The following is a 13372-nucleotide window of genomic DNA, read 5'->3' as shown; positions in this document are numbered from 1 at the left end:
GTGTGGCGGAAGAGCGGGAATCGAGCGGCGCGTGTGCGCAAGGGACGCAAGGGATATCGAGGGGGACCGGACATGTATCCAAGGGTGAAGCCGGCGTTGGCGAGGGCGTGGCGGGATCTTCAGACGGTCCAGTTCGGGGTGACGCCCGCCCATGCGGTGGTGCTCGGCCCCGTGGACACGGCGACGGGCACGCTGATCGACCGGATCGACGGGACCCGGGGGATGGAGCTGTTGCGGGCGGAGGCCTCGGGGATGGGACTGCCCGACGGCCGGGCCGACGAGGTGGTCAGGACGCTGGCGGGAGCCGGTCTGCTCGACGACGCCACGGCGGGCGGGCCGCGGGCCCAGGCCCTGAGGGGACATCCGGAGACGGTGGAGCGGCTGGGGCCCGATCTGGGGTCGCTGTCCCTGGTCCACCGTGAGCCGGGCGGGGACCTCCGGGCGATCGCGGCCCGCCGGTCGATACGGGTCCGGGTGCGCGGGAGCGGCCGGGTCGGCGCCGTGATCGCCGCGGTCCTGGCGGGAGCCGGCGTGGGCCGGGTCGAAGTGCTCGACGGGGGCCGGGTGGAGCCGGCGGACGTGGCACCGGGCGGGCTGGACACCGGGAGCGTGGGCCGGCTGCGGGCCGAGTCCGCGGGCAGGCTGGTGCGCGAGTCGGCGCCGGGGCGCAGCCCGCGGGCCGGTGACGACGAGGGGGCGGATCCGGGGCTGGCCCTGGTCGTGGTCGCGCCCCGGGACGGGCTGCACGCCTGGGCACCCGATCCGGACACCGCAGCCGACTGGGTCGCCGCGGGCATCCCGCACCTGTACGCGGGGGTGTTGGAGGGGACGGGGCTGGTGGGTCCTCTGGTGCTGCCGGGCGCGACGGCCTGCGCGGGGTGCATGGAGCGCGACCGCGTGGAACGGGACCCTGCCTGGCCGAGGATGCTGGTGCAGTGGCGCTCGGCGCACCGCCGGCGCGCGAGCGCCGCTTGCGACCTGGGCCTGTCCACGGCGGTGGCCGGGCTCGCCGCGGCCCATGCGCTGTCCTTCCTCGACGGGAGGCTGCCCGCGTCCACCGCCTCCCGCTGGGAGGCCGCTCTGCCCACCCTCAACTGGGAATCCACCCCGGTCCGTCCGCATCTCGACTGTCCCTGTGGGGCGGGAAGAGCCGTGGACGAGGACGGGGAGGGGACCGGCCGGGAGCGCCATGACAGGATGCGTTGAGGCTGTCGGGTCGGCGGAGCCCTTCCTGAATTCCGCCGCTCGCGGCGCAGCTGTCTGGGACATGGAGGGGCGTATGTCTGATCTTCCCCGGAAGGCGGTCACCCGTACCGTCAAGCTGGCCGCGCTGCCGCTCGGCATCGCAGGCCGGGCCACGTGGGGGCTGGGCAAGCGGATCGGGGGCAAGTCCGCGGAGATCGTGGCGCGCGAGCTCCAGCAGCGCACCGCCGAGCAGTTGTTCCGCACGCTCGGGGAACTGAAGGGCGGTGCGATGAAATTCGGGCAGGCCCTGTCGGTCTTCGAATCGGCCCTGCCCGAGGAGGTCGCGGGGCCCTACCGGGCGGCGCTGACCAAGCTTCAGGAGGCGGCCCCGCCGCTGCCCGCGGCGACGGTGCACCAGGTGCTGACGGAGCGTCTCGGCGCCGACTGGCGGGACCTGTTCGAGGAGTTCGAGGACAAGCCGGCCGCGGCGGCCTCGATCGGGCAGGTGCACCGGGCGGTGTGGCACGACGGCCGGCAGGTGGCCGTCAAGGTCCAGTACCCGGGGGCCGGTGAGGCGCTGCTGTCGGATCTGAAGCAGCTGGGCCGGTTCGCCGGGCTGCTCGGGCCGCTGATCCCGGGCATGGAGATCAAGCCGCTCATCAAGGAGTTGCGCGACCGGGTCGCCGAGGAGCTCGACTACGAGCTGGAGGCCGAGGCCCAGAGGACGCATGCGGACGCCTTCGTGGACGACCCGGACGTGGTCGTGCCGGACGTCGTGCACCAGGGCGATCAGGTGCTGGTGACGGAGTGGATGGAGGGGACCCCGCTGTCGGAGGTGATAGCCGACGGCACCCAGGAGGAGCGGGACCGTGCCGGACAGCTGCTGGCCCGGTTCCTGTTCTCGGGTCCTGCGCGCACCGGTCTGCTGCACGCGGACCCGCATCCGGGCAACTTCAGGCTGATACCGGGTGCGGACGGCCGGCTGCGGCTGGGTGTCCTGGACTTCGGCACTGTCGACCGGCTGCCCGGGGGCTGGCCGAAGCCCATCGGCAGGTCGCTGCGGATGACGCTGGACGGTGACGCCGAGGGGGTCTACGGGCACCTGTGCGCCGAGGGGTTCGTGAAGGAGTCCATCGAGCTCGACCCCGACGCGGTGCTGGACTACCTGAAGCCGATCATCGAGCCCGCCGAGGCCGATGAGTTCACCTTCACCCGGCCGTGGCTGCGCGGACAGGCGGCACGGATCGCCGATCCCCGCTCCCCCGCGCACCAGTTGGGCCGGCAGATCAACCTGCCGCCCTCGTACCTGCTGATCCACCGCGTGACGCTGAGCACCATCGGGGTGCTGTGCCAGCTGGGCGCGACGGTGCGGCTGCGGGACGAACTGGATTCCTGGCTGCCGGGGTTCGCCTCCGCGGAGTGACCGCGCGGGCGCGTCACCACCAGGACGAATCGAGCCTGCCCTCGATCGCCCGGAGGTTGGCGCGCGCGCAGTCGACGCAGAAGTACTGTCTGGTCCCGTTCTCCACCGAACAGGTCCAGGTGGGCGGGGTCTCGCCCGGGGCCTTGGCGCCACAGCCCGCGCAGACGACGGGCTGGGCCTCGGAGCCCGACGGGCCGGGGCGGGGAGTCGGCTGGTCCACCTCCAGACGATATCCCCGTACGGCGGGACAGCGCCGCGCAACGCACCGGGGGGACCGGTCCGTGCGGACCGGTCCCCCCGGGGATGCTGTTTCAGCTCTTACTGCATGACGGCCATGGCCAGCGCACGCCGGGCGCGCATGGAGACGCGCTCGGCTCGCCGCTGCATGCGGCGGGCGGCGACCAGGCGCACGGCGTGACGCTCGACGTCCACCTCACGCATGAGCTCGTCCATATGGGCACGAGCCAGGGCTTCTGGGATGAGTTGCATTTCGCGGGTCCTGTTCTGACGCGAGGTGATCGCGCCGGTGGTGATGAAGTCTGCGTGGGCGGCGCCGTGGGGCTGCTCGCTCGTGATGTGGGCGGTCATGAGGGCCTGCTTCAAGGGGTCGTGCGTCAGGGGGCGGTCGATGGTTCCGATGGCGGTCATGCCGAGACAACCGGGTTCTTGCGCGGACGGCCACGGGGACGCTTGCGGGCGACGACGACACCCTGGACGAAGAGCTCGCCACCCCAGACACCCCAGGGCTCGCGGCGCTCGGTCGCACCGGCGAGGCAGGCCTCGACCAGCGGGCAGGTGCGGCAGAGGGACTTGGCGTACTCGACGTCGGCCGGGGACTCGGCGAAGAAGACCTCGGGGTCGAAGGTGCGGCACGGGACGGGTACGCCGAGGTTCTCGATGGCGTCGTCGAGCGCGGTCAGCGCGGTGAGCGGGGTCAAGGTGTGGTCCTCCGGGACTGCGGGCGGGGAGATCAGTTGGGTCTGCGGTACGGACGGGGCGTGCGCTTCGAGTTGCACGGTGGTTTCTTCCTCGTCTTGTTCGGCTAGTCGTTCCGGCCGGTCGGCCGGGTTCGGCTGGGCTGTGCTCTCACACCGACTGGCTCGGCCAGTCCCGAGGCCCCTTCGCTCCGTCGCCCCCGGTCGGGGACAAACAGAAGGGCCGCGGATCCCGGGTGGGGTTCCGCGGCCCTGAAGGCGCCGGTCTGATCATGCGATCAGACTGGATCACTCCAGGGTTCGAGCCCGCGGAAGGCCCACATCAGGTGGTGCTGCTGCTTCGTCTGCTTCTTCAGGGATCCGGCACCGGCTGCGGCAGCGAATCCATAGGCGCCATGCGTCTGCGCTTCTGCTGCCAGTACTGCCACCGGTGCCTGGGTCGGTCGCTCATTGCGCTCACTGACCGGAAGGGTCGCCAGCAGGGCGGGGCGGTCGGCGGAAATCGCGGACACACCGGTACCCAGGAGGGAGACGGAACCGAGCAGGCAGGAAGCGTCGACCGAGCGATCGGTCATTTTGGTGAAGGTCATGAAGCTGGTCACTGGTCTCGCCTCCTCTCGGCGTCTCGGGGACTCGGCCCGAGGGCCTGTCCCATGCGTATTCGGATAAGTACAGCACGGATCCAGGGCTTCGGAGAAGCCACCGTTTCCGTTGCTAAGAACCTATGGGTCTTCGCTGGGCATGTGCAAACTATTTTTCCGACGAGTTTCTACGCGTCGTCAGGATGCCCGGACTCAACCTCCTGACCTGCGCAGATCGCCAGGACATCGGCTCCGTACCGGTCAAGCTTACGGCCGCCCACTCCGGAGATCATCGACAGCTCCCCCTCCTCGGAGGGCGCGGCCTCCGCGATCGCCATCAGCGTCTTGTCCGTGAAGACGCAGTACGCGGGCAGGCCTTGCTCCTTCGCCTGGCCCGCGCGCCAGTCCCGCAGGCGCTCGTAGAGGCCTTCGTCCATGTCTGACGGGCAGTCCTCACAGCGCATCAGCTTCAGCTCGCCGGCCTCGGTCAGGGTCCTGCCGCAGACCCGGCACAGCACCGGCCCGCGGCGGCCGCGCTTGCGGGCCCCTCGCTCGGCCGCGGAGGCCGCCGGGGCGCCCGGGGCCGCGGAGCCCGGCCGCAGGCCGTTCAGGAAGCGGCTGGGGCGTCTGGAGGCCCGGCCGCCGGGGGCGCGGGAGAGGGCCCAGGAGAGGGTCAGGTGCAGCCGCGCCCGGGTGACTCCGACGTAGAGCAGCCGCCGTTCCTCCTCGACCTGCTCGTCGGTCTTCGCATAGGTGATCGGCAGCATGCCGTCGGTGAGGCCGGCGAGGAACACGGCGTCCCACTCCAGGCCCTTCGCCGCGTGCAGCGACGCGAGGGTGACGCCCTGGACGGTCGGGGCGTGCTGGGCGGCCTTGCGCTCGTCCAGCTCGATCGTGAGGTCCGCCAGGGTGGCCCCCTGCCGGGTCCGGGCGAAGTCCTCGGCGAGCCGGACCAGCGCGGCCAGCGATTCCCACTGGTCGCGCACGGCGCCGGAACCGGCGGGCGGCTCGGTGCTCCAGCCGGTGGAGCTGAGCACCGCCCGGACCTGGGAGCCCAGCTCCACGACGTCCTCGAGCAGCGGGTCGTTCCCGCCGGAACGGGCGGCTCCGCGCAGCGCGAGGATCGCCTTCTGGACCTCCTGGCGCTCGAAGAACCGCTCGGCGCCGCGCAGCTGGTAGGGCACACCGGCGTCGGCGAGGGCCTGCTCGTAGACCTCGGACTGGGCGTTGATGCGGTAGAGGACGGCGATCTCGCCGGCCGGCACGCCCGCGGCGATCAGGTCCCGGATCCGGTGGGCGACGCCCTCGGCCTCGGCGGGCTCGTCCGCGTACTCCGCGTAGACGGGGTCGGGGCCGGTCTCGCGCTGCGAGATCAGCTCCAGCCGGTGCTCGGCGGCCCGCCCCTTGGCCTGGTTCAGGAGCCCGTTGGCCAGGTGGACCACCTGGGGGGTGGAGCGGTAGTCACGGACCAGCTTGACCACGGTGGCCTGCGGGTAGCGGGTGCGGAAGTTGAGCAGGTGGTCGGGGGTGGCACCGGTGAAGGAGTAGATGGTCTGGCTGGCGTCACCGACGACGCAGAGGCTGTCGCGCTCGCCGAGCCACAGGTCCAGCAGCCGCTGCTGGAGCGGGCTGACGTCCTGGTACTCGTCGACGACGAAGTGCTGGTACTGGCCGCGGATCTGCTCGGCGATGTCGTGGCGGTCCTGGAGGATGCCGACCGTCAGGAGCAGCACGTCCTCGAAGTCGATCATGCCGCGGTCGCGCTTGAGCTGTTCGTACGTCCCGTAGATCTGGGCGATCTCGGCCAGGTCCCGGGGGGCCTCGCGGCCCGATTTGAGGGCGGCCACCGGATAGTCGGCGGGCACGGTCTGGGTGACCTTCGCCCACTCGATCTCGCCCGTGACGTCGCGCAGCTCGTTGCGGTCGAGGCGGATGCGGCAGCGCGCGCCGGCCTCGGCGACGAACTGGATCTTGCGCTCCAGCAGCCGTGGCACGTCCCCGCCGACCGCCTTGGGCCAGAAGTACTGGAGCTGGCGCAGGGCGGCGGAGTGGAAGGTGCGGGCCTGGACCCCGCCCGCGCCCAGGGTGCGCAGGCGTCCGCGCATCTCGCCCGCGGCGCGGTTGGTGAAGGTGACCGCCAGCACGCTGGCCGGCATGAGCTGCCCGGAGCGGACGCCGTAGGCGATGCGGTGGGTGATCGCGCGGGTCTTGCCGGTACCGGCGCCCGCCAGCACGCACACCGGCCCGCGCAGGGTCGTCGCGACCTCGCGCTGCTCCGGGTCGAGGCCCAGGAGCACCGCGTCGGCCGAGTCTGCTGCGGCGGGGAACGATGAGGAGTGCGTTGCTGCTGTCACCCCGCCATGCTGCCAGGTCCCGTGGGTCGGGCGGGAAAGTTGTCCACAGGCGGCACGTATCCGTCGTATCAGTCGTATCGGTCACACCGGGTGCGCGGGGGACGCCGCAAGGGAATGGCCGCAGGGTGGCGTACGTTCGAGTACTCGGACCACCGAGCCCTCACGAAGGAGAGCGCAGCATGCAGGACACGGGCACCGTCACGATGTACAGCACGACCTGGTGCGGCTACTGCCGTCGGCTGAAGACCCAGCTGGACCGGGAAGGCATCGCGTACAACGAGATCAACATCGAGCTCGACCCGCAGTCCGCCGCGTTCGTGGAGAAGGCCAATGGCGGCAACCAGACGGTTCCCACCGTGCTGGTGAAGTCCGCCGCGGGCAGTGAGTCCGTCATGACGAACCCGAGCCTGGCCCAGGTCAAGCAGGCTCTCGCCGTCTGACCGGAGACACAGCGGAGGGCCCCCGCCGGTGCGGGGGCCCTCCGCTGTGTGACGCACGTGTGTGACGCATGTCCCGCGGAGCGGGACGTGACGAAGGTTACGCGGCCGCCTTCGGCAGCGGCTCGCCGTACCAGAGCTCGACCAGCCGGGCCGCGATGGAGATGCCCGACGGGGGCAGCACCTCGCCCGACACGAACGCCGCGCGCAGCTCCTCGCGGGAGAACCAGCGGGCCTCCTGGATCTCCTCGCCGTCCACGGTGATCTCCGAAGTGGTGGCGCGGGCCGTGAAGCCCAGCATCAGGCTGTACGGGAAGGGCCACGGCTGGCTGGCCACGTACTCGACCTCGCCGACCTTGACGCCCGCCTCCTCCCACACCTCGCGGATGACGGACTGCTCTATCGACTCGCCCGGCTCCACGAACCCGGCGAGGGTGGAGAAGCGGCCCTCCGGCCAGTGCACCTGGCGACCCAGCAGCGCCCGGTCCTGATCGTCCGTGACCAGCATGATCACGGCAGGGTCGGTGCGCGGGTAGTGCTCGGCGCCGCAGCCCGGGCAGCGGCGGATGTGCCCGGCGGCCGCGACCACCGTGCGCTCGCCGCAGCGCGAGCAGAAGCGGTGCATCCGCTGCCAGTTCTCCAGCGCCACCGCGTGGACCATCAGTCCGGCGTCGCGCGGCGACAGCAGCAGTCCGGCCTCGCGCAGGCCGGCCGGGCGGGCCGACTGGTCCATGCGGCCGGGCAGCGCGTCCTTCTGCAGCGCGAAGTACCGTACGCCGTCCTCGTCGGTGCCCAGGAAGTAGCGGTGGGTCTCGGTGACCGGGGCCTCGAAGGCCGGGGTCATCACGATGCCGGTACCGCCGTCGGGGGTGTCGTCGATCAGGACCTGGCCCCCGGAGACGACGAAGACGCGGGTCGTCGGGTGGCTCCAGGCCGCGGCGAGCCACGCCTCGTCGAGGCGGTGGTGCGCGGCGCGGTCGATCCCGCTGGGCGCGGCGAGCGAAAGAGGGCGCTCGGTGAGAGGGCGCTCGGTATGGGTGCTCACAGGTACTTCCAACTCCCCCGGTGGTGGGACAGGCAGGCTCGGTACGACAGGTGTGTGCGTCGGGTCAGGCGGTGGTGCGGTGGCTGTGGTGGGCGGCCAGGTCTCCCCAGAGGTAGGCGGTCGTCTCGACACCCTTGAGCAGCAGGTCCAGCTCGACCTTCTCGTTCGGCGAGTGCCAGCCGTCGGACGGCACCGAGATGCCGAGGAAGAGGACGGGCGCGCCGAGGACGTCCTGGAGGTCCGCCGCGGGGCCGGAGCCGCCCTCCCGCGTGAAGCGGATCTTCTGGCCGAAGGCGCGGCCCATGGCCCGCACGACCGACTGCAGGGCCGGGTGGTCCAGCGGGGTCAGGCACGGGCGGGTCGGTGCGCCGAAGGTGATGGAGTGCCGGATCCCGTCCGGGATCCCGGCCGCGACCCAGTCCCTGACGGCGGCCTCTACCTCGTACGGGTCCTGCCCGGACACCAGGCGGAACGACAGCTTCAGGTGGGCGGAGGCGGGCACGATGGTCTTGCCGCCGGGGCCCTGGTAGCCACCGCCGATGCCGTTGACCTCGGCGGTGGGGCGGGCCCAGACGCGCTCCAGGGTGGAGTACCCGGCCTCGCCCGCGGCCGCGTGGGACTTGGCGGTGCGCAGCCACTCGGACTCGTCGAAGGGCAGCTCGGCGATGAGCGCGCGCTCCGCGTCGGTCAGCTCGGCGATGTTGTCGTAGAAGCCGGGGATCGTGACCCGCCCGTCGGCGTCGTGCAGGGCCGCGACCAGGCGGGCGGCGGCGGTGGCCGGATTGGGCACGGCCCCGCCGAAGGCGCCGGAGTGGATGTCCTGGTCCGGGCCGTGGAGGTCGATCTCGCAGTCGGCGACGCCGCGCATGCCGGTGCAGACGGTGGGGGTGGTCTCGGACCACATGCCGGTGTCGGAGACGATCACGACGTCGGCGGCGAGCTCGGCGGCGCGGGCCTCGACGAGGGCGCGGAAGTTCGGGGAGCCGGACTCCTCCTCGCCCTCGACGATCAGCTTGAGGTGCACGGCGGGCGCGGCGGCGCCGGTGGCGGCCAGATGCGCCCGCACCCCGAGGGTGTGGAAGAACACCTGCCCCTTGTCGTCGGCGGCGCCGCGCCCGTACATGCGGCCGTCGCGGATCACCGGCTCGAACGGGTCGGTGTGCCAGCCGTCGGCGAGGGCGGCGGGCTGTACGTCGTGGTGCCCGTACACGAGGACGGTCGGGGCGTCCGGGTCCTCGCTGGGCCAGTGCGCGAAGACGGCGGGCGCGCCGGGGGTCTCCCACACCTCGGCGACCGGGAAGCCGGTCTCCTTGAGCTTGGCCGCGAGCCATTCGGCGCTGCGGCGTACATCGCCCGCGTGCTCGGGCTGCGCCGACACGGAGGGAATGCGCAGCCACTCGGCGAGGTCGTCGAGGAAGGCGGCGCGGTGCGTGTCGATGTACGTGCGGACGACGTTGTCCGGCGGGGTGTCGCTCATGCCCCGAGCCTAGCCGTCCGCCCGGTGGGCACCGTCCGGGGCCGTTTCGCCTTGGAGGATCCGCTCAAGGCGGGCGCGGTCGGGGAGGTTGCGGGGACGGATCACGCGGCCGCTGCGGACGTGCAGGAAGACGGCGGAGACGCGGTCGAGCGGGGTGCCGGTGGCCTCTGCCCAGGCCACGCGGTAGACGGCGAGCTGGAGCGGATCGGCCTCCGTGGTCCGGCCGGTCTTCCAGTCGACGATCTCGTACGAGCCGTCCGGGTCGCGGTAGACGGCGTCGATCCGGCCGCGGATCACCCGGCCGGCGAGGGTCAGCTGGACCGGGGCCTCCATGCGGTACGGGGGCCGGTCCGCGTACGGGCTGCGCTCGAAGGCGGCCTTGAGGGAGTCGAGGTCGGCCTCGTCGGCGATCTCCTGGTCGGAACCGGCGCCCGGGAGGTCGGCGACGGGGTCGAGGACGTCGAGGAACGGCAGCGGCAGTTCGTCGAAGCGGGACTCGACCCAGGCGTGGAACCGGGTGCCCTGGCGGGCGGCGGGCTGCGGGGGCCTCGGCATGGGGCGGGCGAGGTCGCGTACGAAGCCCTGCTCGTCGGCGGCGAGCCGCAGGAGCTGGCTGGCGGACAGGGCGGAGGGCAGCTCGACGTCACGGACGGCGGCTCGGGCTCGGCGGAGCTCGCCCTCGAGGGCGTCGAGGTCGCGGTCCCAGGAGGCGACGGCGCGGGCCTCTTCGGGTACGAGGTGCCTCCCGGCGGGGGGGCCGGGTACGGCCGCCGCAGCGGGGGCCCGGAGCTCGGCCTCCGGCCAGAGGTCGTCGTCCTGCGGGACGGCATGCCGACCGGCGGGTGCGCCCTGCCGCGCGTGCGGGGTCGATGCAGTCGCTCCGGCGGCGGACGGGGACGCTCCGGCCCAGAGGTCGTCGTCCGGCGCGGCGGTGGGGTGGGCGGAGGCGGATTCGTCCCCCACCCCGCCCCTTCCCGAAACCGGGGCGCTGCCCCGGACCCCGGGGACGGCCCGGCCTGCCGGCCCCGGCCGCCCGGAGGCCTGCGCGGCCTCGGCCGCCCAGAGGTCGTCCGAGGCCGGCCCCGGAGGTACCCAGGCGTCGCCGGACCGGCGGTCGTCGTCCTGCCTCCGGGCAGGGGCGAGGTCTCCCTCGGTGGCCCAGAGGTCGTCCGAGCCCTGAGGCGCCCAGGCGTCGCCGGACCGGTGGTCGTCGCCCCGGCCCCTGACGGGGGCGGCGTGGGCCTCGGCGGGCCGGACGTCGTCCGCGTCCGGCCCCGAGGGCGCCCAGGCTTCGCCGGACCGGCGGTCGTCGTCCTGGTCCCTGGCAGGGGCGGCGTCGGACGCGAGGTCGGGTTCCCAGGGGTCTTCGGCCGGCCACGGCTCTTCGCAGTCCGGGGGCCAGAGGTAGGACTCGTCCTCCTGCGGGGGCGGGGCCGCGAGGTAGGACTCCACCAGGGCGGCCGCCGCGCGGCGCAGGGTGAGGGACTGCGGGTCGAGCGGGAGGGGCCAGGAGTGGTCCTGGGTGGACTCCCCGGACAACGCCGGGTTCTCGGCGGTGGGATCGGGCTCGTCCGCCCAGGCCTCGATCTCGCCGAAACCGGCCGCGCAGTGCTCGTACAGGGCCTCCAGGAACGCCGAGGGCCCGCGGCGCTTCTTCTGGCTCGGGCCCCACCAGTGGCCGGAGGCCAGCAGCAGGGAGCGCGGCCGGGTGAAGGTCACATAGCCGAGGCGGAGCTCCTCCACCGCCTTGTGGTCCTTGAGCGCGGCCTTGAAGGCCTTCAGGCCGGCCGAGGTCCAGGCCGGGTCCCCGGGCAGGGTGGGGGCGTCGCCGCGCAGCGCGTACGGGAGGACCTTCGCGTACGAGGTCCAGGCCTCCGGCGGCTTCTCCTTCGGGAAGGCCCCCGCGCACAGGTCCGGGACCACCACCACGTCCCACTCCAGGCCCTTGGACTTGTGGGCGGTGAGCACCTTGACCGTGTTCTCGCCGCCGGGCAGGGCGTGGTCCAGGCCCTTCTCGTACTGGGCAGCCGTGCGCAGGAACGCCAGGAAGGCCAGCAGTGTGGCCTCGCCGTCCAGGGCGGCGAAACCGGCCGCGACGTCCATGAAGTTCGACAGCGTCTCGCGGCGGCGGGCCGCCAGCGCGTGCGGGGAGGCCGACAGCTCCACCTCCAGGCCGGTGGCGCCCAGCACCCGGTGCAGTACGTCCATCAGCGGGTCCGCGAGGGAACGCCGCAGGTCGCGCAGCTCCTGGGCGAGGTGCGCGAAGCGGACCCGGGCCTCCGCGGAGAAGGGCAGGTCGTCCGGGGCCTGGCCGGAGCCGTCGAGGAAGGTCTCCAGGGCGTCGGCCAGCGACACGATCTCGGCCGGGTCCACACCCTCCACGGCCGCCGCGAGCCGTTCGTCCGGGTCGGACTCGGCGGGCGACCGGCCCACGAGGAGCCGCGCCCGGCGGCCCAGCAGGGCCAGGTCGCGCGCGCCGATCCGCCAGCGCGGGCCGATCAGGAGCCGGACCAGGGAGGCGTTGGCTCCCGGGTCCTGGAGGACCTCGCAGACGGCGACGAGGTCAGCGACCTCGGGCAGGTGCAGCAGCCCGGAGAGGCCGACGACCTCCACCGGCACGTCCCGGTCCACCAGCACGGCCTGGATCTGCGCGAAATCCCCGGCGGAGCGGCACAGTACGGCGATCTCGCGCGGCTCGGTCCCGGTCCGGACCAGGTGGGCCACGGAGTCGGCGAGCCAGTCGAGCTCCTGCGCGTGCGTCTCCAGCAGGGCGCAGCGGACCTGCCCGGCGGCCTCCGCCCCCGGCGCCGGGCGCAGCGCCTCCACGCCCTCGTGCATGGCGCGCAGCGGGGCGGCGAGACCGTTGGCGAGGTCCAGCAGGCGGCCGCCGCTGCGCCGGTTCTCACTGAGGGAGAGCCGGGTGGCGGGGGTGCCGTCGGCGTGCGGGAAGTGCTCCGGGAAGTCGTCGAGGTTGGCGACGGAGGCCCCGCGCCAGCCGTAGATCGCCTGGCAGGGGTCGCCGACGGCGGTCACGGCATGGCCGGAGCCCGCGCCGAAGAGGCCGGACAGCAGCAGCCGCTGGGCGACGGAGGTGTCCTGGTACTCGTCGAGCAGGACCACCCGGAACTCCTCGCGCAGCAGCGCCCCCACCTCGGGCCGGGTGGTGGCGAGCTGTGCGGAGAGGGCTATCTGGTCGCTGAAGTCGAAGAGGTCGCGGGAGCGTTTGGCGGCGCGGTAGCGGACGACCAGTTCCAGCAGTTCGAGGCGGCCGCGCACGGCCTCCGGGACCTTGCGGAGGTCCTCGTTGGTGAGCTTGGTGCCGGCGAGCACGTCCAGCAGTCCGGTGTCGTGCAGGCGCAGGTGCTCGGGCTCGACGAGGTGCTCGGAGAGCTCTCCGTCGAGCGCGAGGAGGTCTCCGACGAGGTCGGGGACGGACTTGGTGAGCGAGGGGTAGGGGCCGGGGGCCTCGCGCAGCACCTTCGCGGCGAGCTGGAAGCGGGTGGCGTCGGCGAGCAGGCGGGAGCTGGGTTCCAGGCCGATGCGCAGGCCGTGGTCCTTCAGGAGCTGGCCGGCGAAGGCGTGGTAGGTGGAGATGCGGGGCTCGCCGCCGACGGCGTCGGCGTCGGCCGGGGAGGGGTCCGGATCGGTGATGCCGGCCCGTGCCAGGGCCTTGCGCACGCGCTCGGACAGTTCACCGGCGGCCTTGTTGGTGAAGGTCAGGCCGAGCACCTGCTCGGGGGCGACGGCGCCGGTGCCCACGAGCCAGACCACGCGGGCCGCCATGACGGTGGTCTTGCCCGAGCCCGCGCCGGCGACGACGACCTGCGGGGCGGGCGGGGCGGTGACGCAGGCCATCTGTTCGGGCGTGAAAGGGATCCCGAGGAGCTCCTTGAGCTGCTCGGGGTCGGAGAGGGCGGGCGGACGCGCGGGCACGT

Annotated in this window: 11 protein-coding genes; 3 read left to right on the top strand and 8 right to left on the bottom strand. The window is 73.1% G+C overall.

Features of this window, described 5'->3' with window-relative positions:
• Positions 1-72 precede the first annotated feature (72 nt).
• Both OG753_RS27540 and OG753_RS27535 read left to right on the top strand, forming a co-directional pair.
• A complete protein-coding gene (locus OG753_RS27540) occupies positions 73-1206 on the top strand; it encodes a ThiF family adenylyltransferase (RefSeq protein ID WP_327264335.1) in 1134 nt (377 codons plus the stop codon).
• Positions 1207-1279: 73 nt separating this feature from the next.
• On the top strand, positions 1280-2608 hold the full coding sequence (locus OG753_RS27535) for an AarF/ABC1/UbiB kinase family protein (protein ID WP_327264334.1): 1329 nt from the start codon (positions 1280-1282) through the stop codon (positions 2606-2608).
• A gap of 13 nt (positions 2609-2621) precedes the next feature.
• Here the strand turns inward: OG753_RS27535 and OG753_RS27530 are convergent, their stop codons facing one another.
• The 5 genes from OG753_RS27530 to OG753_RS27510 all read right to left on the bottom strand — a co-directional run bounded on the left by OG753_RS27530 (position 2622) and on the right by OG753_RS27510 (position 6478).
• Positions 2622-2828, bottom strand: a complete 207-nt coding sequence (locus tag OG753_RS27530; protein WP_327264333.1) for a hypothetical protein — start codon at positions 2826-2828, stop codon at positions 2622-2624.
• 98 nt (positions 2829-2926) lie between these two features.
• Positions 2927-3256 (bottom strand): hypothetical protein, encoded by a 330-nt coding sequence (locus tag OG753_RS27525; protein ID WP_327264332.1) that lies wholly within the window; start codon positions 3254-3256, stop codon positions 2927-2929.
• A complete protein-coding gene (locus OG753_RS27520) occupies positions 3253-3624 on the bottom strand; it encodes a WhiB family transcriptional regulator (protein ID WP_053167873.1) in 372 nt (123 codons plus the stop codon). Before OG753_RS27520 ends, OG753_RS27525 begins: the two co-directional genes overlap by 4 nt.
• Before the next feature lie 197 nt (positions 3625-3821).
• Positions 3822-4133, bottom strand: a complete 312-nt coding sequence (locus tag OG753_RS27515) for a hypothetical protein (RefSeq protein ID WP_327266925.1) — start codon at positions 4131-4133, stop codon at positions 3822-3824.
• 179 nt (positions 4134-4312) lie between these two features.
• On the bottom strand, positions 4313-6478 hold the full coding sequence (locus tag OG753_RS27510) for an ATP-dependent DNA helicase UvrD2 (RefSeq protein ID WP_327264331.1): 2166 nt from the start codon (positions 6476-6478) through the stop codon (positions 4313-4315).
• Between the two features lie 179 nt (positions 6479-6657).
• On the opposite strand from OG753_RS27510, the gene OG753_RS27505 reads away from it, so the two are divergent.
• Positions 6658-6918 (top strand): mycoredoxin, encoded by a 261-nt coding sequence (locus tag OG753_RS27505; protein ID WP_327264330.1) that lies wholly within the window; start codon positions 6658-6660, stop codon positions 6916-6918.
• A 97-nt stretch (positions 6919-7015) separates the two neighbouring features.
• Here OG753_RS27505 and nudC read toward each other — a convergent pair whose 3' ends face one another.
• The 3 genes from nudC to OG753_RS27490 are packed head-to-tail and all read right to left on the bottom strand — an operon-like array spanning position 7016 to position 13370.
• The gene (gene nudC, locus OG753_RS27500; RefSeq protein WP_405790517.1) at positions 7016-7972 is read right to left on the bottom strand and encodes an NAD(+) diphosphatase; all 957 of its coding nucleotides are present in this window, start codon (positions 7970-7972) and stop codon (positions 7016-7018) included.
• 52 nt (positions 7973-8024) lie between these two features.
• A complete protein-coding gene (locus tag OG753_RS27495; RefSeq protein WP_405790515.1) occupies positions 8025-9437 on the bottom strand; it encodes a dipeptidase in 1413 nt (470 codons plus the stop codon).
• Positions 9438-9446: 9 nt separating this feature from the next.
• Positions 9447-13370, bottom strand: a complete 3924-nt coding sequence (locus OG753_RS27490; RefSeq protein WP_405790513.1) for a UvrD-helicase domain-containing protein — start codon at positions 13368-13370, stop codon at positions 9447-9449.
• Between the last annotated feature and the right edge of the window lie 2 nt (positions 13371-13372).

This window comes from Streptomyces sp. NBC_00029 (assembly GCF_045160505.1).
GTDB lineage: Bacteria > Actinomycetota > Actinomycetes > Streptomycetales > Streptomycetaceae > Streptomyces.
The sequence above is the reverse complement of the archived record's forward strand: the minus strand, read 5'-3'. Positions and strand labels throughout refer to the sequence as shown.

Bases quoted from the DNA above. Each gene is read 5' to 3' on its own strand.
- OG753_RS27540 (WP_327264335.1), top strand. From the start codon at position 73: ATGTATCCAAGGGTGAAGCCGGCGTTGGCGAGGGCGTGGCGGGATCTT.
- OG753_RS27535 (WP_327264334.1), top strand. From the start codon at position 1,280: ATGTCTGATCTTCCCCGGAAGGCGGTCACCCGTACCGTCAAGCTGGCC.
- OG753_RS27525 (WP_327264332.1), bottom strand. From the start codon at position 3,256: ATGACCGCCATCGGAACCATCGACCGCCCCCTGACGCACGACCCCTTG.
- OG753_RS27515 (WP_327266925.1), bottom strand. From the start codon at position 4,133: ATGACCTTCACCAAAATGACCGATCGCTCGGTCGACGCTTCCTGCCTG.
- OG753_RS27505 (WP_327264330.1), top strand. From the start codon at position 6,658: ATGCAGGACACGGGCACCGTCACGATGTACAGCACGACCTGGTGCGGC.
- OG753_RS27495 (WP_405790515.1), bottom strand. From the start codon at position 9,437: ATGAGCGACACCCCGCCGGACAACGTCGTCCGCACGTACATCGACACG.